The sequence below is a fragment of the Enterobacter sp. RHBSTW-00901 genome (assembly GCF_014103115.1).
Taxonomy (GTDB): Bacteria; Pseudomonadota; Gammaproteobacteria; order Enterobacterales; family Enterobacteriaceae; genus Enterobacter; species Enterobacter cloacae_P.
In genome coordinates this window covers 1-24047 of sequence record NZ_JABXPB010000001.1, presented here as the reverse complement: position 1 = coordinate 24047, position 24047 = coordinate 1, and the positions used below count along the sequence as shown (strand labels likewise).

Genomic DNA, 24047 nt, shown 5'->3' with positions numbered 1-24047 from the left:
CCTTTACTGGCCGAGCGTGAGCGTTTTGAGCATCATGCTCTTCACGGTATTAAGCACTTCGACGTTTGCCTGGTAGCTACGTGAGGCAGACATGGAGTTCACCATCTCACCGACCACATCCACGTTAGGCATTTTCACGTAACCGCTGGCATCGGCGAGTGGGTTACCCGGTTCATACACCAGCTTGTCGGGTGCCTGGCTCTCGACCACGTCAGCGACTTTCACGCCGCCCGTCGCTGCGCCTGGCGCGGCATCCACCTGAAAAACCACCTGTTTTGCACGATAAGGTTGTCCGTCAGGGCCGGTCACGCTGTCGGCGTTGGCCAGGTTACTGGCCGCTACGTTCAGGCGTTTGGACTGAGCGGTTAACGCAGAACCGGCAATATCAAAAATATTCAGCAAAGCCATTGATTAGTTGCCCCCCTGCAGGACGCTCATCACGCTTTTAATTTGCCCGCCGAGCACATTCAGCCCTGTCTGGTATTGCAGGCTGTTATCGGCAAACTGTGTACGTTCCCTGTCCATATCAACGGTATTACCGTCGAGAGAAGGCTGATCGGGAATGCGATAAAGTAAGTCGGTCGTGGGTGCGGTCATCGCCTGAGCGGGAATATGGCGAGAGGATGTCATTGCAAGTGCGACACCCGTGCCTTCGGCACGTCCACGCTCCATCACTTTTTTGAGTTCACTGGAGAAATCGATATCGCGCGCCTGATACCCTGGCGTATCGGCGTTAGCGATATTGGCGGCTAAAATCTCCTGCCGCTGGGCGCGTAAATTGAGCGCTTCCTGCTGAAAACGTAACGCGGCGTCGAGTTTATCGAGCATGTCTCCTCCGCTGATGGCAAAATTTCAGTTCACAGCTTAAATCTCAACCCGTCCGCCTTATCGACGGAATAAGCGCAAAATGCGTCGCTATTTATTCCGTTGATGCAAAACCACTGCAGGTAAAATCGTCCCACTTCTGGAAACGGTGGAATTTGCGATGCGGACGTGGAAAAGAGCCCTGGTGGCAACCTTATTGCTGTTAAGCCCCCTGGTGCAGGCGGAAGGTCTGCAGGCTCAACTGACGGCTTTTTTTGCTCAGCAACTGGCGGGTTTTAGCGATGACGTCAGTGTGACCGTTCGCACACCGCCTAATTTGTACCCCTCCTGCGAACAACCCTCCTTCAGCGTGGCCGGCACGACAAAACTGTGGGGTAACGTGAACGTTCTGGCGCGTTGTGCCAATGAAAAACGCTATTTACAGGTTGCAGTTCAGGCCACAGGCAATTATGTTGTCGCCGCCGTTCCCATCGCCCGTGGCAGCGCGCTGCAGACCAGCAGCGTGACGCTGAAGCGTGGCCGTCTGGATCAACTGCCTCCGCGGACGATGCTTGAAATTAACCAGGCGCAGGATGCCATCAGCCTGCGTGATGTTGCTCCCGGACAACCCATCCAGCTCTCAATGTTGCGTCAGGCATGGCGGGTTAAGGCGGGTCAACAGGTGATGGTGGTGGCCAACGGAGACGGCTTTAGTATCAACAGCGAAGGGAAGGCATTAAACAATGCCGCCGTGGCGCAAAATGCCCGAGTCAAAATGTCCTCAGGCCAGGTGGTTAGCGGAACCGTCGATTCTGATGGGAATATTCTGATTAACCTATAATCTTTTTAAAGATTTCGTGGCGGCTGCCGATAAATAATCAACTAATGATGATGTCAGGCGCAAACGCCGCGAACCCTCGATGAGGACCACAATATGAGCATTGATCGTACATCAGCCCTGAAGCCGGTTAGCACTGTACAACCTCGCGAAACGAATGACGCTACGCCACAGAAAACGCGTCTGGAAAAACCGTCAACCGCCAACAGCACCAGCGTGACCCTGAGCGATGCCCAGGCAAAACTGATGCAGCCAGGCAGCAGCGATATCAACATGGAACGTGTTGAAGCGCTGAAAACGGCGATTCGTAATGGTGAACTGAAAATGGACACCAGCAAAATTGCTGACGCGCTGATTCAGGAAGTGCAGAGTTTCTTACAGAGTAACTAATCGTATGAGTCGACTGTCAGAAATACTGGATCAAATGACGGTTGTCCTGAATGACCTGAAAACGGTAATGGATGCAGAACAACACCACCTGTCTTCTGGTCAAATCAACGGCAGCGCGTTGCAACGCATTACTGAAGACAAAAGTTCGCTGCTGGCGACACTGGACTATCTGGAGCAGCAGCGTCGCGCGGAACAAGATCCGCACCGCAGTGCCAATGATGAAATTATTGAGCGCTGGCAGACTATTACAGAAAAAACCCAGCATCTGCGCGATCTCAACCAGCATAACGGCTGGCTGCTTGAAGGCCAGATAGTGCGTAATCAGCAAGCGCTTGAGGTATTAAAGCCTCATAAAGAGACTGGACTGTACGGCGCGGATGGTCAGACATCCACGGCGCGAATTACAGGCGGGAAAAAGATTTCGATTTGAAGCAAAAGCGACAAATCATGCAGTGGGGAGCACCAGCAGGTGAACTCCCCTTTTGGCGTTTATGCCGTACGGCGGGTGAACTCTTTCACTTTAAAGCCCAGCACGGCGAGCGTGGCAAAGTAAGCGACAATACCGACCACCACCACGGCCATCAGACGCATCAGACGGTAAGGCATGGTGCCCAGTGACCACTCAGGCATCACATACATCATGCCGTACAGTGCCGCTGACATCACCAGCACCGCAATCACCAGGCGCACGAGGAAACTCGTCCAGCCAGGCTGCGGGGTGAAGATCTTCTGCTTGCGCAGCTGCCAGTACAACAACCCGGCGTTCAGACAGGCCGCCAGACCAATCGACAATGACAGACCCGCATGCTTCAGCGGACCAATAAATGCCAGGTTCATCAGCTGCGTCATAATCAGCGTCACAATGGCAATCTTCACCGGCGTTTTGATGTTCTGACGTGAGTAGAACCCCGGAGCCAGCACCTTAACGACGATAAGCCCCATCAACCCTACCGAGTACGCCACCAGCGCGCGCTGCGTCATCGCCGCGTCAAAGGCGGTAAATTTGCCGTACTGGAACAGAGACACCGTCAGCGGTTTCGCCAGGATCCCCAGAGCCACCGCGCTTGGCAGCGCCAGCAGGAAGCACAGACGTAATCCCCAGTCCATCAGACGGCAATATTCATCATGGTTACCGCTGGCAAAGCTTTTCGACAGCGACGGCAGCAAAATCGTCCCCAGCGCTACGCCCAACACCCCGGACGGAAACTCCATCAGGCGGTCAGCGTAGTACATCCAGGAAACCGAGCCGGAAACCAGGAAAGAGGCAAAGATGGTGTTGATGATAAGCGAAATCTGGCTCACGGAGACGCCAAGGATTGCGGGCCCCATCTGCTTGATCACGCGCATTGCGCCAGCATCACGGAAGTTAACGCGCGGCAGCACCAGCATGCCGATTTTTTTCAGATGCGGAAGTTGATAAGCCAGCTGCAATACCCCGCCCACGGTCACCGCCCAGGCCAGTGCCAGCACCGGTGGGTGGAAGTGTGGTGCGGCGAACAGCGCAAAACCGATCATGCTGACGTTGAGGAACGTCGGTGCAAACGCCGGAACGGAGAAACGGTTCCAGGTATTCAGGATCGCCCCCACCAGGGAAGCCAGTGAAATCAACAGAATATAAGGAAAGGTAATACGCAGTAGCTGAGTGGTGAGCGCAAATTTGTCTGCCGTATCGGCAAACCCCGGGGCCGTCACCATAATGACCCAGGGCGCAGCCAGCATCCCGACAACGGTCACCACCGCCAGTGCCAGCGTCAGTAACCCTGAAACGTAAGACACGAACACCCGGGTCGCATCTTCACCCTGCTTGCTTTTATATTCCGCGAGGATAGGGACAAACGCTTGCGAAAACGCCCCTTCTGCAAAAATACGGCGCAGCAGGTTCGGCAGTTTGAACGCGACGAAAAAGGCGTCCGTTGCCATCCCTGCGCCAAAAACCCTTGCCACAATCGCGTCGCGGGCAAAGCCGAGCACGCGGGAAAACATGGTCATCGAGCTGACTGCTGCCAGCGATTTTAATAAGTTCATTAACGTGAATTTCCACAACCCTACGGCAAAACGCCTGCAATGCAGGCGTAATTATTGCCCGGCGGCGCGTCGCTTGTGCGGGCCTACGGGCTTGCAGTCCGGGTTAGCGTAAGCGCCACCCGGCTAAATCAACAATCGGCGCTTAGTCTACCCGGATTTAAGGGAATTACTATCGACAGATGTTACAGAGGATTATTCACTCATGGCATCGCGCCAGAGCCTTTCCACAACGCGTTGCGCCATAATGGCCTGCTCGCCGGATGTTTCCGGAACCGTCTGATTTTGCACGCAAGTGATAAAGTGACGCGCACACCCGACGAAGCCGCGCTGTTCCAGCGTACTCTGCCAGCCCGGAACCGGAAGCGTGACCACACCGCTGCCCTTCTCTTCCCGCCATTCACGCATGTCGGTGAGGTCATACAGCGCGCCGTCCGTGACAGCCTGCACAGACTCTCGCTGGCTACCAGAACGGCGGTGCATACTGGTCGTCACCTGGAGGTGATCGGCGGCGAAATGGTGTTCGGCATAAACCATCTCACCCTGTTCGTTGGTCAGCAACGTACCGCTTTTCAGCTGTGCATGACCGCCGGTAAGCCAGAGCGCCGTGTCCACGACATGCAGATAATCGTCCAGAAGCGTAAAGCGCAGGTCGTTAGGCCCGATGCTGTCAGTACGGTGCTTATCCATTCGCAGCGAGGCAAGATTGCCCGCCTGTGCCTTCAGTTGCTGATAAAGCGGCGCGAAACGGCGGTTGAAACCCACCATCAGCGTCAGCTTTTTGCGCGCCGCCAGCTCAATCAGGCGTTCTGCATCCTGCACGTTTTCCGCCAGTGGCTTATCCACGCAGACGTGAACACCTGCATTTAGCAGCTCACTCACCACCTGATAGTGGGTTGCCGTTGAGGTATGGACAAACACCACATCACACTCACGGGCTAACGCCGGCAACGAGCTGGCGTACGGTATCCGCCAGGTTTCACAGATACGCTCTGCCTTTTCACGGGTGGGAGACCACGCCCCCTGTAACGTCCAGTCTGACGCGGCTCCCAGGACAGGCAGCCAGGCTTTTTGCGCAATACCACCCAACCCCACCACGCCCACACGTAATTTTTTCACCATCAATCTCCTAAATGTGCCAGCAATGCATCCAGACGCTGTTTCAGCCCGGCGACCTCGTCTTCCAGCGCCTCCACACGCGCCGTCAGGCTATCATTGACGACTGCGGATCCAGCATCTGTTGCCATTGTTGAGGCCTCTACCTCACCGCAGAACAGGTGCATATAGCGGCTTTCACGTTTACCCGGCTCGCGCGCCAGACGTACCACATAAGGGCCATCATCGCGGGTGGCAAGCCCTTCCAGGGTTTGTTCGACTTCCTGCATATCGCTGAATTCATGCATTCGGGAAGCGCGCGTGCGCAGCTCGCCCGGCGTTTGCGCCCCGCGTAGCAGCAGGGTGGTGATCACCGCCACTTCCGCCTGACTTAGCTTCAAATCACCAAATTCGGAATTACAGAAACGCTGCTCATATTTGGTCACACGGTTACCGAAACCACTGACGGTGCGCAGATAGTGACGTTTAACCAGTTCATCCAGAATGTCCTGCACGTCATGCTCACCGAGGTTCATCACCGGCTCACGGTTGGTCTTTTGATTGCAGGCCATCGTCACGGCATTCACAGAGAGCGGATACTGCTCCGGGGTGGTGACCTGTTTTTCAAGCAAGCACCCGATAACGCGCGCTTCTGTACCGCTTAACTGATATTTCATTTTTTCTCCTTAGCGACCTGCACTCCAGTCCTGGGTGGTTAATGCCGTGAGCACGTGGTCTCGCCATTCCCCATCAATAAGCAGATAGTCTTTGGCGTAGCCCTCTTTCTCAAACCCTAAACGCGCCAGCAAATTACCGCTGCGCTGATTATGCGGCATGTAGTTCGCCATAATGCGATGGATATGTTGCGTGCGTTGCATGTAGCGGATCGCCACCGTTAACGCCTCGTACATCATCCCCTGCCCCTGCCATTTCTGACCGATGGAATAGCCGAGATAACAGGCGTGAAACGACCCGCGCACCACGTTTGAAAAATTGGCAATGCCGATGATCTCTTTTTCATCCGGATCCAGCAGCGCAAAGTAGAAGGCGCTGCCCTGTTTATGAAATTCCGTAATCATGCTGAGGCGCGCCTGCCAGCCGGAGGGGTAGCAATGGCTCTCATCCCGAACGGGTTCCCAGGGTTTTAAAAACTGGCGATTCTCGGCGTAATAATCCGCCAGACGCCAGGCATCACGCTCATGCACCAGACGAACGACCAGCCTGTCCGTTGTCAGACGCACTTTTGGCACATTACTACGATAGCCAAACATTGATACCACTCCTTCCCGTCACTTCTGCTCTGCCCATTAGCTTTACTATACCTGCGCCTGCGCCGTCTGTGAAAACAGTGACATACCATTTTCACATTTTTCGATGAGAACTCTCTATCAAAGCACTCTTTTGATAAAAAAATATTGTCGTAGTCGGGGATGGGAAAAAACATGGCGACATCGCAGAATGTTAGCGTGCTCACCGTCTCTTTTCCCTGGAGGGGAAATGTCCCGCGTATCACAGGCCAGGAGCCTGGGTAAATATTTCCTGCTGGTCGATAACATGCTGGTCGTGCTCGGCTTTTTTGTTGTGTTTCCTCTCATCTCGATCCGCTTTGTCGATCAAATGGGCTGGGCAGCATTAATGGTCGGTATCGCGCTGGGATTACGCCAGTTTGTCCAGCAAGGCCTGGGCGTCTTTGGCGGGGCCATTGCTGACCGCTTTGGCGCAAAACCGATGATCGTCACCGGCATGCTGTTACGCGCGGCAGGCTTTGCCACAATGGCAATCGCCCATGATCCCTGGCTACTGTGGTTCTCCTGCTTCCTCTCCGGTATTGGCGGCACCCTGTTTGATCCGCCGCGTACCGCGCTGGTGGTGAAATTAATTCATCCACGGCAGCGAGGCCGCTTCTTCTCGATTCTGATGATGCAGGACAGCGCCGGGGCAGTTGTTGGCGCACTGCTGGGAAGCTGGTTGCTGCAGTACGACTTCCGTCTGGTCTGCGCAGCCGGGGCGGTACTCTTTATTCTGTGCGCCCTGTTTAATGGGCTGTTTCTGCCCGCCTGGAAGCTGTCGACAGTTAAAACACCGGTGCGCGAAGGTCTTGGCCGCGTTCTGCGCGACAAACGCTTCGTCACCTACGTGTTGACCCTGACGGGCTACTACATGCTGGCCGTGCAGGTCATGCTGATGTTACCGATCATGGTTAACGACATCGCGGGCACGCCTGCCGCCGTCAAATGGATGTACGCCATTGAAGCCTGTCTTTCATTGACGCTGCTGTATCCGATTGCCCGCTGGAGCGAACGGCGTTTTCGCCTTGAACATCGTCTGATGGCAGGGCTTTTGCTGATGACGCTGAGCATGGTGCCGGTCGGTATGGTGAGTACACTTCAGCAACTGTTTACGCTAATTTGCACCTTTTATATCGGCTCCATTATCGCTGAACCCGCCCGTGAAACGCTGAGCGCCTCGCTGGCAGATGCCCGCGCCCGTGGCAGCTATATGGGGTTCAGTCGGCTGGGTCTGGCCTTTGGCGGTGCATTAGGCTATGCCGGAGGCGGCTGGCTGTTCGACGCCGGCAAAGCGCTGAATCAGCCGGAGCTCCCGTGGATGATGCTTGGCGCGGTAGGCATTATGACGCTGCTGGCCCTGTGGTGGCAGTTCAGCCAGAAACGCAGCACCAGCGGAATGTTCGAACCTGGCGCGTAGCCCTTCTCTCTGGCGGGATCCCTGTTCCGCCTGTATTCTCAGTTTTTTCTGCTGGTTTCTGCCATTTCACACTGACATACTGGCGCTTCAGGACAGAAGCGCCGATTTTTCGTTGAGGAACACCATGAAGAAGATTGTCATTGCTGCTGCATTAGTCATCAGTGGTCTGCTGGTAGGCTGTAACCAGCTTACGCAATACACTGTCAGTGAACAGGAAATTAATCAGGCGCTGGAAAAACACAACAACTTTTCCAAAGACATTGGCGTGCCGGGGCTTGCCGATGCGCATATCGTCCTCAGCAATCTCACCAGTCAGATTGGGCGTGAAGAGCCCAATAAAGTCACCCTTTCCGGGGATGCGAACCTGGATATGACATCGTTATTCGGCAACCAGAAAGCAAACATTAAGCTGAAGCTCAAGGCACTGCCGGTCTTCAATAAAGAAAAAGGGGCCATTTACCTGCAGGAGATGGAAGTGGTCGACGCCGTGGTTACTCCGGACAAGATGAAACCGGTCCTGCAAACCCTGATGCCCTATCTGAACCAGTCGCTGAGCAGCTATTTTAACCAGCAACCGGCGTATGTCTTAAGTGAAGACAAGAGCAAGGGCGAAGCGCTCGCAAAGAAATATGCAAAAGGGATCGAGGTGAAACCGGGCGAAATTATCATTCCTTTCACCGATTAACCTGAAGGGCGCAGAAGCGCCCTTTTTTTTACGGAAAAGTGTGCAAAGGAAAACGTTTCCGCTTATGATTTGTGTCCGGCAAAAACAGCCATCCTAATGACTGATCCCTGACAAGCCGGAGCTTCCATGACTGCACAATCCCAGGTTCTTAAAATCCGCCGCCCTGACGACTGGCATATCCATCTGCGCGATGGCGATATGCTGAAAACCGTTGTGCCGTATACCAGCGAAATTTATGGCCGTGCGATTGTCATGCCTAACCTGGCTCCCCCCGTCACCACCGTTGATGCCGCTATCGCTTATCGCCAGCGTATTCTTGATGCGGTTCCGGCGGGACATGATTTCACCCCGCTGATGACCTGCTACCTGACCGATTCACTCGACCCGAATGAAGTGGAGCGCGGGTTTAACGAAGGCGTGTTCACCGCCGCCAAACTTTACCCGGCCAATGCCACCACCAACTCCAGCCACGGCGTCACCAGCATTGATGCCATCATGCCGGTTCTGGAACGCATGCAAAAACTGGGTATGCCGCTGCTGGTACACGGTGAAGTGACGCACGCTGAGATTGATATCTTCGATCGTGAAGCCCGGTTTATCGATACCGTGATGGAGCCGCTGCGTCAGCGTCTTCCTGCGCTGAAAGTGGTATTTGAACATATCACCACCAAAGATGCGGCGGAATATGTCCGCGAGGGTAACGAACTTATTGCGGCCACCATCACCCCTCAGCATCTGATGTTTAACCGCAACCACATGCTGGTGGGCGGCGTGCGCCCTCACCTGTATTGCCTGCCAATCCTCAAACGCAACGTCCACCAGCAAGCCCTGCGCGAGCTGGTTGCCAGCGGCTTCTCCCGTGCATTCCTGGGTACAGACTCCGCGCCTCACGCGCGCCATCGCAAAGAAGCAAGCTGTGGTTGTGCAGGGTGTTTCAACGCGCCGACCGCTCTTGCAAGCTACGCAACCGTGTTTGAAGAGATGAATGCGCTGCAGCATTTCGAGGCGTTCTGCTCCCTTAATGGCCCGCGTTTCTACGGGCTGCCCGTCAATGACACCTTTATTGAGCTGGAGCGCAAAGCGCATCAGGTGGATGGATCTATTCCGCTGACGGATGACACGCTGATCCCATTCCTGGCGGGTGAAACCGTAAACTGGACGGTAAAACGCTAAAAAATCAACGCCCCTTGTTGTCAAATCAGCAATATACCTGTATAAATACACAGTATATTACACAGGGGGCATTTATGCGTATTGAAGTCACCATAGCCAAAACAACCGTCCTGCCTGCCGGCGCACTTGATGCGCTGGCGGGCGAACTTTCTCGCCGCATTAACAATACTTTCCCGGAAAACGAAGGTGCCGTAACGGTGCGTTATGCGACGGCGAACAACCTCTCCGTCATCGGCGGTGCAAAAGAAGATAAAGATCGTATCAGCGAAATCCTGCAAGAAACGTGGGAAAGCGCCGAAGACTGGTTCATTACCGATTAAATTTTGCTCCCTCATTGTGTTTTTTGCCGGGTCGCCCCGGCTTTTTTTTGCTCTGTTCCCAGAAAGTTCAATTTAATTCAGCATCTTCTTAAAAATCGTGAGCAAGATGGTGTTTTATTGTTCGAAAAATCCTAAAGCGCAGAAAAATGTGTTGCCAGCTATTTATTTTTCCCTTCAGAACCCTTATTTATTGATATACTGAAAAAGCTTTCAGAAAAACATGCATTGAACCTCAAAGTCGTTGTCTTCTAACACGTATTAAGGGGGTTATAATGGAAAAGAATAGTGAAGTCATCCAGACCCACCCACTTGTTGGCTGGGATATCAGTACCGTAGACAGCTACGATGCACTGATGCTGCGTTTGCACTACCAGACCCCGAATCAACTAAACCGTGAAGAAGCGGAAGTTGGACAGACGCTGTGGCTTACAACAGACGTCGCACGTCAGTTTATTTCTATTTTAGAAGCAGGCATCGCAAAAATAGAATCTGGCGACTACCAGGAAAATGAGTATAAACGGCATTAATCTTATGCCAACTGTCACTCAACAGGCACCCTCGGGGTGCCTTATTTATTTCTCCCTTGTATAACCCCCCGATGTTAATTACTCTGCTAACAAAGCGTTAGTTAAGAGATCCCCATGAAATACGATTTAATCATTATTGGTAGCGGCTCCGTTGGCTCTGCTGCAGGCTATTACGCGACACAGGCAGGGCTGAACGTCCTGATGATTGATGCCCACCTTCCCCCGCATTCGGAAGGCAGCCATCATGGTGATACCCGGCTCATTCGTCATGCTTATGGCGAAGGTGAACGCTATGTCCCGCTGGTGCTCCGCGCTCAGACGCTGTGGGATGAGCTGGCAAAACTGACCGAAGAACGTATTTTCGATCGCACAGGGGTTATCAACCTCGGCCCGGCCAGTTCGGCGTTTCTCGCGACGGTCGAACACAGTGCAAACGCATTTCACCTCGATGTGGAGCGGATGGACGCCCCGGCCATCATGAAACGCTGGCCAGAGATTTCCGTTCCGGACGATTATATCGGGCTGTTTGAAGCCAACTCTGGCGTCCTGCATTGCGAAACCGCCATTAAAACCTGGGTGGATCTTGCCGCGAAAGCAGGCTGCACGCAGCTCTTCAACTGCCCGGTGGACGCCATCACGCATCATGCTGACGGTGTCACAGTGACCACCCAGGATGGGGAATATTCGGCCTCCCGTCTGTTGATTAGCGCGGGGACCTGGGTCACCAGACTGCTGCCAGACCTGCCCGTTCAACCGGTGCGCAAGGTCTTCTCCTGGTTCCAGTCGGATGGTCGTTACAGCAGCCAGAACAAATTCCCGGCGTTCACCGGCGAATTGCCCAATGGCGATCAGTTCTATGGTTTCCCGTCGGAAAAAGACGCGCTCAAAATCGGGAAACATAACGGCGGGCAGATCATCTCCTCGCCAGAAGAGCGTAAACCGTTTGGCGCATACCCTCAGGATGGTTCAGAAGCCTTTACTTTTCTGCGCAATATTCTGCCGGGCATTGGTGGCTTACTCTATGGTGCAGCATGCACCTACGACAACACGCCTGATGAAGACTTTATCATCGACACCCTGCCCGGGCATGACAACACACTGCTCATCACCGGGCTAAGCGGCCACGGCTTTAAGTTTGCCTCCGTTCTGGGCGAAATCGCCGCGCAGTTTGCCCAGGGGATAACGCCACAGTTTGATCTGACGCCCTTCTCGCTGTCGCGTTTTAACGGATAATCCTCCACGGGCTCCGGGTGTCCGGGGTCCGTTTTCTTCACACATTTTCGCGGGGAATGATGCACAAGATCGTGAACTTTCTCATCAACAATATTCGCGAGCATTTCATGCTCTATATTTTATTGTGGTCAGTACTGGCCATCATCGATTTTATTTACATTGTATTTTACTGAAAAGAATAACTTACAATTATTGACGTTACTTTATGTTTATTGAATAACATCACTTCATCATATAAGCCATTCACCCTGCCTCGCTCGAAGCCATTGAATTACATTTCCGATCACTTTCAAAATAGCTGAAATAAGAAAAATAAAAATGGTTATTCATTTATTTCAGTTGCAATATTTCCTCTTCCCGTTCATTTTTATTATTCTGTTTTTTTGAATGGTACTCCTTATGCAATTGCGTAACTCCCCCCAGCGCTACGGGATAATATCCATGTGCTTGCACTGGATATTTGCCCTCGCCGTTTATGCTATGTTCGGGCTTGGACTCTGGATGGTGACGCTCAGTTATTATGATGGCTGGTATCACCAGCACCTGAATTACATAAGAGTATTGGGGTTCTGCTGATGATGGGGCTGGTCATTCGTGTGATCTGGCGACATCTGTCCCCACCGCCCGCCGCGCCAAAAACCCACAGTAAATTGACCCGCGTCAGCGCAACGGCAGCCCATATTGCACTCTACACTCTGCTCTTCGCTATTCTGATTAGCGGCTATCTTATTTCAACGGCAGACGGTAAACCCGTTAGCGTATTTGGCTTTTTTGACGTTCCGGCAACGTTTACCGATGCGGGTTCTCAGGCTGACACTGCGGGCGTTATTCATCTCTGGCTGGCGTGGAGCGTGGTGATCCTTTCCGTGCTGCACGGACTTACCGCCCTTAAACACCATTTTATCGATAAAGACAATACGCTCAGGCGCATGCTTGGCCGTTCGTCAGTTGACTCTGGAGCATAAAAATGAAAAAACACCTGTCAGGCATCGCATTAGGTTCTCTGTTATTTATCACCGGCTCAGCCGTCGCCGCTGATTATAAAATTGATAAAGAAGGTCAGCATGCTTTCGTTAATTTCCGTATTCAGCATCTTGGCTATAGCTGGCTGTATGGCACCTTTAAGGATTTCGACGGCACATTCAGCTTTGACGAGAAAAATCCTGCGTCTGATAAAGTCAATGTGACCATTAATACCAACAGCGTCGACACCAACCATGCTGAACGCGATAAACATTTGCGCAGTGCAGAATTCCTGAATGTGACAAAATTCCCGCAGGCCACTTTTGCCTCCACTGGGGTAAAAAGGGATGGCGATAAACTGGACATTACCGGAAATCTGACGCTTAACGGCGTAACAAAACCCGTCACACTTAGTGCTAAATTAATGGGCCAGGGTGATGATCCGTGGGGAGGCAAGCGCGCAGGTTTCGAAGCCGCAGGTAAAATTCACCTGAAAGATTTTAATATCACAACAGATTTAGGTCCGGCATCGCAGGATGTGGAGCTGATTATTTCTGTGGAAGGGGTTCAGCAGAAGTCATAATCAATACGCCCGGCAGGCTTTCACTCCGCCGGGCGTTATCGTTATTCAGGATCGGGAATACCGAGTTTGGTATTCAGCCGGCCACGGGATTTATTAAAGATCTTATTCCCGTTTTCACGCCCTGCACGACGGCGACGCTGCTCTTCTTCCGGCAACACGCTCTCTTCACTGCACAGCTCGCTACAGCAGCCGTTAAACTTCACGGCACACGTCGGACACTGAATAAACAGCAGATGGCAACCATCATTTTTACAGTTCGTGTGCGTATCACACGGCGCACCGCACTGATGGCATTGTGCGATCACATCTTCAGAAATGCGCTCACCCATACGCTCGTCAAAGACAAAGTTTTTACCGATAAAACGTACCGGCAAGCCCTGTTCGCGGGCACGGCGGGCGTACTCGATAATGCCGCCTTCGATATGCCAGACCTTATTAAAGCCATTGTGCTTCATCCACGCGCTGGCTTTCTCACAGCGGATACCCCCGGTGCAGTACATAACGATCTTTTTGTCTTTATGTTCCTGCATCATTTCAACGGCTTTTGGCAACTGCTCGCGGAAGGTGTCCGCCGGGATTTCCATCGCATTCTCGAAATGCCCCACCTCATACTCATAGTGGTTACGCATATCAATGAATACTGCATCAGGATCGTCGAGCATCGCATTCACTTCTGCGGCTTTGAGGTATTCACCCACATCGCCCGGGTTGAACGCCGGATCGTCAATACCATCCGCCACGATACGTTCACGCACCTTCATACGCAGAACCCAGAACGATTTCCCGTCATCATCCAGGGCAATGTTCAGGCGTAAACCACTGAGTGCCGGATCGAACGCGTAAAGGAAATCGCGAAAAGCGCCCACTTTACTTTCCGGTACGCTAATTTGCGCATTGATACCCTCACGTGCCAGATAGACGCGTCCGAACACATTCAGCGTGGTGAAAGCCTGGTAGAGTACATCGCGGGTCGCTTGTGGATCGTTGATAGTGAAGTATTTGTAGAATGAGATTGTCGTGCGCGGTTCGGTTTCAGCCAACATGCGCGCCTTTAACATCTCATTCGAAACGCGGTTGTGTAACACTGGCATGGTGTACAAGTCCTGCAATCGTTATTGAGAAAGAAAAATCGGTCGGCATCATATAGCAAACAATGACAATTTACATCCATACAATTTACGTTACATTTCATTCGGCCTGGCCCATCTGTCTTAACATTTGCTGTAGTAGTGCGCGTTTCGGTGACAGATATTTTGGCTATGCCTTAAAAAATGAGAGAATAAGACCTTCAGGACGTTAGAAAACAGGACAGACATGACTCAGTTACCGAAATTTACTGTCGCCCTTTTGCATCCCCGCTATTGGTTGACCTGGCTTGGCATTGGCATTTTGTGGCTTCTTGTACAACTTCCCTACCCCGTGATTTTCCGTCTGGGCAACTGTCTGGGTCGTATTGCACAAAAATTCATGAAACGTCGCGCCAGGATTGCGTACCGCAATCTTGAGCTGTGCTTCCCGCAAATGCGCGAATCGGAACGTCATGAAATGGTCACAAAGAATTTTGAATCCGTTGGCATGGGGCTGATGGAAACCGGGATGGCATGGTTCTGGCCGGACAAACGTATGGCACGCTGGAGCGAAGTCACCGGAACCGGGATGGAGCCTGTACATACGCTCCAGGCGAATCAAACCGGTGTTCTGCTGATTGGCGTGCACTTTTTGACGCTCGAAATCGGCGCACGCATGTTCGGCATTCAGGCTCCTGGCATTGGCGTTTATCGTCCGAATGACAACCCGGTGCTCGATTTAATCCAGACCAATGGCCGCATGCGTTCCAACAAAAGCATGATCGACCGTAAAGATTTAAAGGGCATGATCCGCGCGCTAAAATCAGGCGAAGTTATCTGGTACGCCCCTGATCACGATTACGGCCCGCAATCCAGCGTGTTTGTGCCCTTCTTTGCCGTTGAAGAGGCGGCCACTACCACCGGTACCTGGATGCTGGCGCGGATGTCCAAGGCGGCCATTGTCCCCTTTGTACCTCGCCGCAAACCAGACGGCTCTGGCTACCAGTTAATTATGCTCGAACCAGAGCTTGCCCCACCGCTGGACGATGCGGAGACAACCGCTCGCTGGATGAACGGCATCGTCGAGAAGTGCATTATGCTCGCTCCCGAGCAGTATATGTGGCTGCACCGTCGCTTTAAAACCCGCCCTGAGGGCGTCCCTTCTCGCTACTGATCCTCATGCGGCCACGATGGCCGCATGCTGTTTTAGCTTTAAAAGCCCCTCCGCATTGCAGCAATCATAAACCCGGCGCATAATTAGCAGGCTTATTACCTCACGATTCCCCGTGCCCTGCACCTCATTATGCGGATAGTTATGTCACCCTCAGATGCCCCCATAAGCTGGAAACGTAACCTCGCGGTTGCCTGGCTTGGCTGTTTTCTTACAGGCGCGGCATTTAGCCTGGTTATGCCCTTCCTGCCTCTTTACGTCGAACAGTTGGGCGTGACGGGTCACAGCTCACTCAATATGTGGTCTGGCCTGGTGTTTAGCATCACGTTTCTTTTTTCCGCTATTGCTTCGCCCTTCTGGGGAGGTCTTGCCGACCGCAAGGGGCGTAAAATTATGCTGCTGCGTTCAGCGCTGGGGATGGCCGTCATCATGGCGCTGATGGGGGTGGCACAAAACGTCTGGCAGTTCCTGATTTTACGAGCGTTACTTGGTCTGTTGGGGGGATTTATCCCGAATGCTAATGCCCTGATCGCCACGCAAATTCCGCGTCATAAAAGCGGCTGGGCGCTCGGGACGCTCTCAACCGGCGGTGTGAGCGGCGCGCTGCTGGGGCCACTGGCGGGTGGGTTACTGGCAGACAGCTACGGCCTGCGGCCCGTCTTTTTCATTACGGCCAGCGTATTGTTCCTCTGCTTTGTCGTCACCCTGCTTTGCATCCGTGAGAACTTCACCCCTGTGACCAAAAAAGAGATGCTTCACGCCCGGGATGTACTGACTTCGCTGAAAAACCCACGACTGGTACTGAGCCTGTTTGTCACCACCATGATAATCCAGGTGGCGACCGGGTCGATTGCCCCAATACTGACGCTTTACGTTCGCGATCTGGCTGGTAACGTCAGCAATATTGCGTTTATCAGCGGGCTGATTGCCTCGGTACCTGGCGTGGCAGCGCTGCTCAGCGCACCACGGCTGGGAAAACTGGGCGACCGTGTTGGCCCGGAAAAAATCCTGATTTGCGCACTGGTGGTTTCCGTCCTGCTGCTTATCCCGATGTCGATGGTGCAGTCCCCGTGGCAGTTGGGTCTGTTACGTTTCTTACTGGGCGCGGCGGACGGCGCGTTATTGCCTGCAGTCCAGACCTTGCTGGTCTACAACTCGACCAATCAGATTTCCGGCCGTATTTTTAGCTACAACCAGTCATTTCGCGATATCGGTAATGTTACCGGGCCGCTTGTCGGGGCGGGTATTTCCGCCAGCTTCGGTTTCCGCGCCGTTTTTATCGTCACGGCAGGTGTCGTGCTGTTCAATGCCATTTATTCGTGGCTCAGCTTATCCCGGACGTTACGCCCTTCCTCCTCTCAGCAGACGGAGCAAAACAGAACCGCGCCTGAATAAGACAAATGCGTGATAGCTTATTTGCGCATTCATACTTGCAGGATCAGATATTCAGCTATTCTTTCCCTGAATACCTTCTCGAAAACAGGGAGACACCAATGACTATGTACGCCACGCTGGAAGAAGCTATTGATGCCGCTCGCGAAGAATTCCTTGCCGATAACCCCGGCATTGAGGAAGAAGATGCTGACGTGCAACAACTCAATATCCAAAAATATATTCTGCAGGACGGGGATATTATGTGGCAGGCTGAATTCTTCGCAGAAGAAGGCGAAGATGGAGAATGCTTGCCGATCCTGAGCGGTGAAGGTGCACAGGCCGTCTTCGATGGTGACTATGATGAAATCGAGCTACGTCAGGAGTGGCTTGAAGAAAATACCCTGCACGAGTGGGATGAGGGAGAATTTCAGCTTGAACCTCCGCTGGATACGGAAGAGGGTCAGACCGCTGCCGACGAGTGGGACGAACGTTAACTTACCCTTACTCGTAGGGACCGTGCTGGGCGTCAATCGGTAACAGTAGCGTATCGAATACCAGTGAGAATGGTAGATCGAGCACGGTCAGATAGCGCCATGCGGAATCACGTACATCCCATTTCACGCCGGGGTAGTACTGATTGCCATGACCTTGCCCTGGAATGGTGCGGCTGATGATACTGCCGCAACCGCTGAGTAAACACGCCATCATCACAACGATGATTATTCTCATGAGTAACCTCTAAAAAAATACCGGCCTCTCAGCCGGTATTTTGTTGCCGGGTGGTGCTTCGCTGACCCGACCTGCGTGATTTTCAGGCCCGCGCACGGGCAAAGAAAACCTATTTTGCCTTCAGCGCCAGTGGGTTAAGCTTCAGCCCTTCATAGTAGCCCACCCACGAAGAGTATTTCTCCGGAGCAGACCACACACGATAGTGAAGCCGGGCCATGGTGACCGGGTCGCTCAACAGAACCAGACGACGGTCGCGGTTCAGTTTTTCCGGCGTCTCATTCAGCGCTTGCTCAACGTGACGATCGCGGGCAATTTCCAGCACTTTACTTGCACGGTGACGCGCCGTCGCCATTGCCGTTGCCAGGGCGTTGAATGACGGGTTAAACACCGCGTGCATAAAGCCATCATCCAGCGTGCGGTTACGGTTCAGCTCCAGATATTTGTCCGTATCAACCAGTACCTGCGGCGGTGAATACTCTTCCGGGATCAGGAACAGCTTCCAGCGTTTGGTACGCAGCCCCACCGTTGAACGGCTGGAGATCACGGAGACAAACGGCGACAGGATCAGCGAGAAGACAATCGGGGCAAGCCAGAACAGGAAGCGCAGATCCAGCCACGCCATCCCTGCCGCCCACACCAGACCCAGCAGCAACTGCGAACCGTGACGCATAAAGGCTTCACTCCACGGCGTGGAATCATCGTCACGCTGTGGTGAGTTCCATACCACTTCCCAGCCCAGGAACGCGCTGACCACAAACACGGTATGGAACAGCATACGAACCGGTGCCAGCAGCACGGAGAACAGCACCTCAAGGAGCAACGACACCGTCACACGGCAGAAACCGCCATACTCTTTCGAGCCTTTGCACCAGATCAGGATGATACTGAGCAGCTTCGGCAGGAACAGCAGCACCATTGTTGAGGCAAACAGCGCAATCGCCAGTTCAGGACGCCACTGCGGCCACACCGGGAACAACTGGCGCGGCTGCAGGAAGTACTGTGGTTCCGTCAGGGCATGTACCACCTGTAACGCGGTGGAGAGTGCAAGGAACATAAACCACAGCGGTGCGGAGAGATAGGACATCACACCCGTCAGGAATACCGCACGGTGAACCGGGTGCATCCCTTTCACCAGGAACAGGCGGAAGTTCATCAGGTTACCGTGACACCAGCGGCGGTCACGCTTGAGTTCATCCAGCAGGTTCGGTGGCAGTTCTTCATATGAGCCAGGCAGATCATAGGCAATCCAGACGCCCCACCCTGCACGACGCATCAGCGCCGCTTCCACGAAGTCGTGCGACAGAATAGACCCGGCAAACGAACCTTCACCCGGCAGCGGTGCCAGCGCACAGTGCTCGATGAACGGTTTCACGCGGATAATAGCGTTGTGGCCCCAGTAGTGAGACTCACCCAGTTGCCAGAAGTGCAGACCCGCAGTGAACAGCGGCCCGTAAACACGCGTGGCAAACTGTTGGCAGCGCGCATAAAGCGTGTCCATACCGGATGCTTTTGGCGAGGACTGAATGATACCCGCGTTCGGGTTAGCTTCCATCAGACGCACCAAGCCGGTCAGACAGTCACCGCTCATCACGGAGTCGGCATCCAGCACCACCATGTAGCTGTACTGATTACCCCAACGACGGCAGAAGTCATCGATGTTACCGCTCTTACGCTTCACACGACGACGACGGCGGCGGTAGAAAATCTGGCCTTCGCCCTGCACTTCGGCAATCAACTCCATCCAGGCCTTTTGCTCGGCCACGCAGATATCCGGGTTGTAGCTGTCACTCAGGATATAGACGTCGAAATGTTCCGCGTTGCCGGTCGCCTTAACGGACTCCCAGGTTGCACGCAGCCCCGCAAATACGCGGTCAACGTCTTCGTTACAAATAGGCATGATCAGCGCAGTACGGTGTTCAGGATTAAGGGGTTCATCCCCAACCGTTGACGCGGAAATGCTGTATTTGTCTCGTCCCATCAGTAGCTGCAGGAAGCCCATCAGCGCCGTCCAGAAACCGGCCGATACCCAGCAGAACAGAACGGCGAACAGCAGAAGGATGCCACTTTGCAGGATATACGGCAGCAACTGCATGAAGGAGACCCAGAAATTCTGGCCCACCATGTCAGCTGGGTTGATAAGCGCCCAGCCCTGGTAAGGCAGAATGGTTTTCATGTACCAGGTTGCAACGACCGTTTGCGCCAGCGTCAGCAACAGCAAAATGTAGCGACGGATCGTCCCCACGGTACGCCATTTCTGTTCCGATGCCTGTTCTTCTTTCGTCAGACGCGACAGATAGCGGGGCGTCACATCACGCCCGCGCAAGCGGTCCCAGAAGCGGCCTACCGGGTTGGTACGCCAGGGATCCGGGAACATAGAGGAACGCGTTGCCTTCGGCATTGCCTGCAGCTGGTCACGTCCTTCATCGTCTTTGATCAGCTGCCCTTCTGCCAGCGAGTCTGGCCATGCCTGCGCCAGACGCGCCTTCACTGACCCCAGAGGCGTATCATCATCACGGGTAAACTGACGATGTTCACCATCCAGCGCGGTTTGCACCGCACGGATGTCGCTCTCAGGCAGTGCCGCTTTTTCAATGTCCGTCAGCGGCATGGCATCAATATATTCAGTTGTATTATTCATTGGCAGGTAGCTGATAGCTCCAGGTTTCACTCAGCGGCTGATCGTCACTCACCAGCGCAGCGCGCATTTCAGTGGTCTGTTTCGGATCTTTCACTTTCACGCGCAGGGTCAGACGCCACCCTTTCGTTACCGGGTTATAACGCACGGCATTCTCAACGATCTCACCGTTATCACCGATGCTGGCCTGTGCGGTAACAGCGGTATCCGGAGACAGTTTTTTCATATCCTGCCCGGTGAAATCCACGACAAATGCAAGAGTGCCATCCGGCTGACGGATAAGATTAGACTGCTTCACATCACCCGTAGAACGGCGCGTCTGCATGACATACGCATTATCCGGCGCATGCAGTTTGTCTTCGTCACGGCTAAAGGTAATGGTGTATTTGAAGTTCATCTCTTTACCGGATTCCGGGAGTTGATCCGGCGTCCAGTAAGCAACGATGTTATCGTTGGTTTCGTCGTTGGTTGGAATTTCAACCAGCTCAACCTTCCCTTTACCCCAGTCACCTTTTGGTGTTACCCAGGCGCTTGGGCGCTGATCGTAACGGTCATCCAGATCTTCAAAGCGGGAGAACTGACGACCGCGTTGCAGAAGGCCGAAACCTTGCGGGTTTTCCATCGCAAAGCTGCTAACCGCCAGATGTTTCGGGTTGTTCAGCGGACGCCAGATCCACTCACCGTTACCGGCATGAATAGAGAGACCGTTGGAGTCATGCAGTTCCGGGCGGAAGTTGGTCGCCGGTGACGGCTGATTCGGCCCGAACAGGAACATACTGGTCAGTGGCGCAACACCCAGTTTGCCCACTTTATCGCGCAGGTACACTTTAGACTGCACGTCAACAACCGTGTCACGTCCTGGCATAATCACGAAGCGATAAGCACCTGTTGCGCGAGGGGAATCCAGCAGTGCGTAGATAGTCAGACGTTTATCCGTTGGTTTTGGACGTTCAATCCAGAACTCACGAAAACGTGGGAACTCTTCACCGGAAGGCAGTGCGGTATCAATAGCCAGGCCACGCGCAGAAAGCCCGTATACCTGCCCTGAGCCAATCACGCGGAAGTAGCTGGCACCGAGCATACTGACGATTTCGTCGTTTTTATCTTTGCTGTTGATAGGGTAAAGCACTTTGAAGCCAGCAAAGCCCAGGTCCTTCACCGTGTCTTTGTCGTGCTGCACATCACCAAAATTGAAATAACCCGGGTTGTACTTGATTTTACGTACCGTGTTCGCGGTCACTTCATTGATCGCAACAGGCGTGTCGAAGTACATGCCCTGGTGATAAAACTCAAGCTTGAACGGGGTTTTAATATTGTTCCAGTACGCTTTGTCGTGATTGAACTGGATCTGCTGATAGTCCGCATACTTCATGTCGCGGAAAACGGAGGGCAAGTTACTTTTCGGCGCTTCATAGCCCTTGCCAGCCATCGATTTCGCCTGTTTTGCGACATCATCGATGTTAAAGGCCAGTGCCGATGAGGTATACAGGGACAAGACCACTGCCGCACCCAACCAACGCATTTTCATCATCTGTGGTTTATGTTTCATAATAAGTAAGCACTTCCCCCTTTGTGTGCTTATATCGATCCGATCCATTTTAATGGAAACTCAGGCAATCCGACAACATTATCACTGCTTTGTTCAGCTCGCTGGCTCAGGGATTAAGCAAATGAAAGAACCTGCTTTTCACTTTGCGTGCTTATCCTGGAGACAGGGTGTCGGTCTTGGTGTAGGGTTGGCTTCGAATGTAACCATTATGAGTCTTAGGGATAAGGCGAAAAGTCTGAGAATGCACAAAGTTATATGAGCACAACACCCGTACAACGTGAATATTTCCTCGACTCGATCCGGGCATGGCTGATGCTATTGGGGATCCCATTCCACATTTCATTGATTTACTCCAGCCACACCTGGCACGTTAACAGCCAGGTTCCTTCCTGGTGGCTCACGCTGTTTAATGATTTTATTCACGCCTTCCGTATGCAGGTGTTTTTTGTCATTTCCGGTTACTTTTCCTACATGCTGTTTTTGCGCTATCCGATCAAGCGCTGGTGGAAAGTGCGAGTGGAGCGAGTAGGCATCCCGATGTTGACCGCTATCCCGCTGCTGACGCTGCCTCAGTTTATTATGCTGCAGTATGTAAAAGGTAAAGCGGAGAACTGGCCCAATCTGTCGCTGTATGAAAAATACAACACGCTGGTCTGGGAGCTGGTATCCCACCTCTGGTTCTTGCTGGTTCTGGTGGTGCTCACTACGGTCAGTCTGGTGATATTCGGTCGCCTGCGCCGTCACCTGAGCGATCAAACCGACCGTTTCTTCACCAGCATTACCCTGGGTAAACTGTCACTGCTCTTTTTGCTGCTGGGTATCATTTATGCGGCCATAAGACGCACCCTTTTTATTGTCTATCCACCGATACTGAGCGACGGGTTGTTCAATTTTGTGGTAATGCAGTCGCTGTTCTATATCCCTTTCTTTTTAATCGGGGCACTGGCATTTGTTTATCCGAAGCTTAAATCGCTCTTTACAACCCCGTCACCGTGGTGCGCTTTCGGTGCGGCAATCGCCTTTATGGCCTACCTGCTGAACCAGCGTTACGGCAGCGGCGATGCATGGATGTATGAAACCGAGAGCGTCATCACCATGCTGCTCGGTTTGTGGATGGTCAATGTGGTATTCGCGTTAGGCCATCGCCTGCTGAATTTTAAATCCCACCGGGTGACCTATTTCGTCAACGCATCGCTGTTTATTTATCTGGTGCACCACCCGCTGACACTCTTCTTCGGAGCCTATATTACGCCGCATATCGCCTCCAACACGCTGGGCTTCTTTACCGGGCTGGTCTTTGTTGTTGGCCTGGCGCTCGTGCTCTACGAAATCCATCTGCGGATCCCGCTGCTGCGCTTCCTTTTTTCGGGAAAAACGCAAACGAAAACCTCATAAACAACGCGGCGCACTCAGTGCGCCGCGTTTGCATTTCAGGTATCGAATTCTTGCCCACGCTGGGCCAATAGTCGCTGATAGAGGTGTGTCGTTTCTTCATCGAAACAGACAAAGAACACCTGCTCTGGCATCGGTTTGAGGGACAGGTATCGGTAAACGGTTTCAACGGCGATGGTTGCCGCTGCAGCCCTGGGATAGCCGAAAACACCGGTACTGATGGCCGGGAAGGCCATCGTTTTATAGCCATTGTCGGCAGCAAGGCGCAGACAGTTACGGTATGCATCTTCCAGGATCCGTGCCTCATGCTGTTCGCCACCCTGCCATATCGGCCCCACGGTGTGAATCACTGCTTTGGCAGGGAGATTACCCGCAATTGTAATCACCGCATGCCCGGGAGGACATTCACCTTGTTGCTGACGCACCATTTTACAGGCTTCTGACAACTGTGGCCCTGCTGCACGGTGGATAGCGCCATCCACACCCCCTCCCCCCATCAGTGATGGATTTGCTGCATTGACGATCACGTCGACGTGCTGCGTCGTAATATCGCCGTGAATGACTTCAATTTGCGGTTTCATAAATACCCTCTGCTACCCGCCTTTTTCTTAAGTGTATCGCAGAGGAGGTATTGAGAAAAAACTATCGGAAAAAACCTCTTCCGCCGCCCAGCGGAAGAGAGGGATCAACGATACTGAATTTGTACAACCGCAAGCGTTTTTTCAGGATTGAGGTACTTCATACTGAGAGTCGCCAGGCTGGAAGCGGTCTCCTTACCGTTCAGGGCATCC

General features: G+C 53.1%; 26 protein-coding genes and 2 pseudogenes. 16 read left to right on the top strand and 12 right to left on the bottom strand.

The window, feature by feature from the left end:
- Positions 1-3: 3 nt before the first annotated feature.
- Positions 4-408 (bottom strand): flagellar basal body rod protein FlgC, encoded by a 405-nt coding sequence (gene flgC, locus HV318_RS00135; RefSeq protein WP_003857997.1) that lies wholly within the window; start codon positions 406-408, stop codon positions 4-6.
- A gap of 3 nt (positions 409-411) precedes the next feature.
- A complete protein-coding gene (flgB, locus tag HV318_RS00130) occupies positions 412-828 on the bottom strand; it encodes a flagellar basal body rod protein FlgB (protein ID WP_182271009.1) in 417 nt (138 codons plus the stop codon).
- 157 nt (positions 829-985) lie between these two features.
- Between flgB and flgA the strand changes: the two genes are divergently transcribed.
- The 3 genes from flgA (at position 986) to flgN (ending at position 2462) form a co-directional block, all read left to right on the top strand.
- On the top strand, positions 986-1645 hold the full coding sequence (flgA, locus tag HV318_RS00125; RefSeq protein ID WP_182271008.1) for a flagellar basal body P-ring formation chaperone FlgA: 660 nt from the start codon (positions 986-988) through the stop codon (positions 1643-1645).
- A gap of 93 nt (positions 1646-1738) precedes the next feature.
- Entirely contained in the window at positions 1739-2032 is a 294-nt protein-coding gene (gene flgM / locus HV318_RS00120; RefSeq protein ID WP_182271007.1) for a flagellar biosynthesis anti-sigma factor FlgM, read from the top strand.
- Between the two features lie 4 nt (positions 2033-2036).
- The gene (flgN, locus tag HV318_RS00115; RefSeq protein WP_182271006.1) at positions 2037-2462 is read left to right on the top strand and encodes a flagella biosynthesis chaperone FlgN; all 426 of its coding nucleotides are present in this window, start codon (positions 2037-2039) and stop codon (positions 2460-2462) included.
- Positions 2463-2521: 59 nt separating this feature from the next.
- Here the strand turns inward: flgN and murJ are convergent, their stop codons facing one another.
- From murJ to rimJ, 4 genes are all read right to left on the bottom strand, one after another.
- On the bottom strand, positions 2522-4057 hold the full coding sequence (gene murJ / locus HV318_RS00110) for a murein biosynthesis integral membrane protein MurJ (protein WP_182271005.1): 1536 nt from the start codon (positions 4055-4057) through the stop codon (positions 2522-2524).
- Between the two features lie 192 nt (positions 4058-4249).
- On the bottom strand, positions 4250-5173 hold the full coding sequence (locus HV318_RS00105; RefSeq protein ID WP_182274490.1) for a Gfo/Idh/MocA family protein: 924 nt from the start codon (positions 5171-5173) through the stop codon (positions 4250-4252).
- Positions 5174-5175: 2 nt separating this feature from the next.
- Positions 5176-5826, bottom strand: a complete 651-nt coding sequence (locus HV318_RS00100) for a YceH family protein (RefSeq protein ID WP_182271004.1) — start codon at positions 5824-5826, stop codon at positions 5176-5178.
- Positions 5827-5835: 9 nt separating this feature from the next.
- Positions 5836-6420, bottom strand: coding sequence for a ribosomal protein S5-alanine N-acetyltransferase (gene rimJ, locus HV318_RS00095; protein WP_182271003.1), 585 nt, complete (start codon positions 6418-6420; stop codon positions 5836-5838).
- A gap of 226 nt (positions 6421-6646) precedes the next feature.
- On the opposite strand from rimJ, the gene mdtH reads away from it, so the two are divergent.
- The 9 genes and pseudogenes from mdtH to HV318_RS00050 all read left to right on the top strand — a co-directional run bounded on the left by mdtH (position 6647) and on the right by HV318_RS00050 (position 13339).
- Positions 6647-7855 (top strand): multidrug efflux MFS transporter MdtH, encoded by a 1209-nt coding sequence (mdtH, locus tag HV318_RS00090; RefSeq protein ID WP_182271002.1) that lies wholly within the window; start codon positions 6647-6649, stop codon positions 7853-7855.
- Positions 7856-7979: 124 nt separating this feature from the next.
- Complete coding sequence (locus tag HV318_RS00085) at positions 7980-8540, top strand: lipoprotein (protein ID WP_182271001.1); 561 nt, start codon at positions 7980-7982, stop codon at positions 8538-8540.
- Between the two features lie 126 nt (positions 8541-8666).
- Positions 8667-9713, top strand: coding sequence for a dihydroorotase (pyrC, locus tag HV318_RS00080; protein WP_182271000.1), 1047 nt, complete (start codon positions 8667-8669; stop codon positions 9711-9713).
- Positions 9714-9787: 74 nt separating this feature from the next.
- Entirely contained in the window at positions 9788-10033 is a 246-nt protein-coding gene (dinI, locus tag HV318_RS00075) for a DNA damage-inducible protein I (RefSeq protein WP_182270999.1), read from the top strand.
- A 272-nt stretch (positions 10034-10305) separates the two neighbouring features.
- Positions 10306-10560 (top strand): biofilm formation regulator BssS, encoded by a 255-nt coding sequence (bssS, locus tag HV318_RS00070; RefSeq protein WP_008500827.1) that lies wholly within the window; start codon positions 10306-10308, stop codon positions 10558-10560.
- Positions 10561-10674: 114 nt separating this feature from the next.
- Positions 10675-11793 carry an N-methyl-L-tryptophan oxidase gene (gene solA, locus HV318_RS00065; RefSeq protein WP_182270998.1) on the top strand — a complete coding sequence of 373 codons (1119 nt, stop codon included), beginning with the start codon at positions 10675-10677 and terminating at the stop codon, positions 11791-11793.
- Between the two features lie 59 nt (positions 11794-11852).
- Entirely contained in the window at positions 11853-11966 is a 114-nt protein-coding gene (locus tag HV318_RS00060) for a DUF2770 family protein (protein WP_182274489.1), read from the top strand.
- A 226-nt stretch (positions 11967-12192) separates the two neighbouring features.
- Positions 12193-12758 (top strand): annotated as a pseudogene (locus tag HV318_RS00055) (cytochrome b).
- A gap of 2 nt (positions 12759-12760) precedes the next feature.
- On the top strand, positions 12761-13339 hold the full coding sequence (locus HV318_RS00050) for a YceI family protein (RefSeq protein WP_182270997.1): 579 nt from the start codon (positions 12761-12763) through the stop codon (positions 13337-13339).
- A 41-nt stretch (positions 13340-13380) separates the two neighbouring features.
- Here the strand turns inward: HV318_RS00050 and trhO are convergent, their stop codons facing one another.
- On the bottom strand, positions 13381-14430 hold the full coding sequence (gene trhO / locus HV318_RS00045) for an oxygen-dependent tRNA uridine(34) hydroxylase TrhO (protein ID WP_182270996.1): 1050 nt from the start codon (positions 14428-14430) through the stop codon (positions 13381-13383).
- 223 nt (positions 14431-14653) lie between these two features.
- Here trhO and HV318_RS00040 point away from each other — a divergent pair, with 223 nt between their 5' ends.
- From HV318_RS00040 to HV318_RS00030, 3 genes are all read left to right on the top strand, one after another.
- Complete coding sequence (locus HV318_RS00040) at positions 14654-15580, top strand: Kdo(2)-lipid IV(A) acyltransferase (RefSeq protein WP_182270995.1); 927 nt, start codon at positions 14654-14656, stop codon at positions 15578-15580.
- A 141-nt stretch (positions 15581-15721) separates the two neighbouring features.
- Positions 15722-16972: a multidrug efflux MFS transporter MdtG gene (mdtG, locus tag HV318_RS00035; RefSeq protein ID WP_182270994.1), complete on the top strand. Its 1251-nt coding sequence runs from the start codon at positions 15722-15724 to the stop codon at positions 16970-16972.
- A gap of 98 nt (positions 16973-17070) precedes the next feature.
- On the top strand, positions 17071-17445 hold the full coding sequence (locus HV318_RS00030; protein WP_182270993.1) for a MysB family protein: 375 nt from the start codon (positions 17071-17073) through the stop codon (positions 17443-17445).
- A gap of 7 nt (positions 17446-17452) precedes the next feature.
- Here the strand turns inward: HV318_RS00030 and HV318_RS00025 are convergent, their stop codons facing one another.
- The 3 genes from HV318_RS00025 to mdoG form a co-directional block, all read right to left on the bottom strand.
- On the bottom strand, positions 17453-17680 hold the full coding sequence (locus tag HV318_RS00025; protein ID WP_182270992.1) for a YceK/YidQ family lipoprotein: 228 nt from the start codon (positions 17678-17680) through the stop codon (positions 17453-17455).
- A gap of 109 nt (positions 17681-17789) precedes the next feature.
- Entirely contained in the window at positions 17790-20318 is a 2529-nt protein-coding gene (mdoH, locus tag HV318_RS00020) for a glucans biosynthesis glucosyltransferase MdoH (protein WP_182270991.1), read from the bottom strand.
- Positions 20311-21864: a glucans biosynthesis protein MdoG gene (gene mdoG / locus HV318_RS00015; protein ID WP_182270990.1), complete on the bottom strand. Its 1554-nt coding sequence runs from the start codon at positions 21862-21864 to the stop codon at positions 20311-20313. The genes mdoH and mdoG overlap by 8 nt, the downstream gene beginning before the upstream one ends.
- Positions 21865-22119: 255 nt before the next feature.
- Here mdoG and mdoC point away from each other — a divergent pair, with 255 nt between their 5' ends.
- Complete coding sequence (gene mdoC, locus HV318_RS00010) at positions 22120-23259, top strand: glucans biosynthesis protein MdoC (protein WP_182270989.1); 1140 nt, start codon at positions 22120-22122, stop codon at positions 23257-23259.
- A 35-nt stretch (positions 23260-23294) separates the two neighbouring features.
- Here the strand turns inward: mdoC and ymdB are convergent, their stop codons facing one another.
- Both ymdB and HV318_RS24350 read right to left on the bottom strand, forming a co-directional pair.
- Entirely contained in the window at positions 23295-23837 is a 543-nt protein-coding gene (ymdB, locus tag HV318_RS00005; RefSeq protein WP_182270988.1) for an O-acetyl-ADP-ribose deacetylase, read from the bottom strand.
- 104 nt (positions 23838-23941) lie between these two features.
- Positions 23942-24047: pseudogene (locus tag HV318_RS24350) on the bottom strand (type 1 fimbrial protein); the annotation flags it as partial.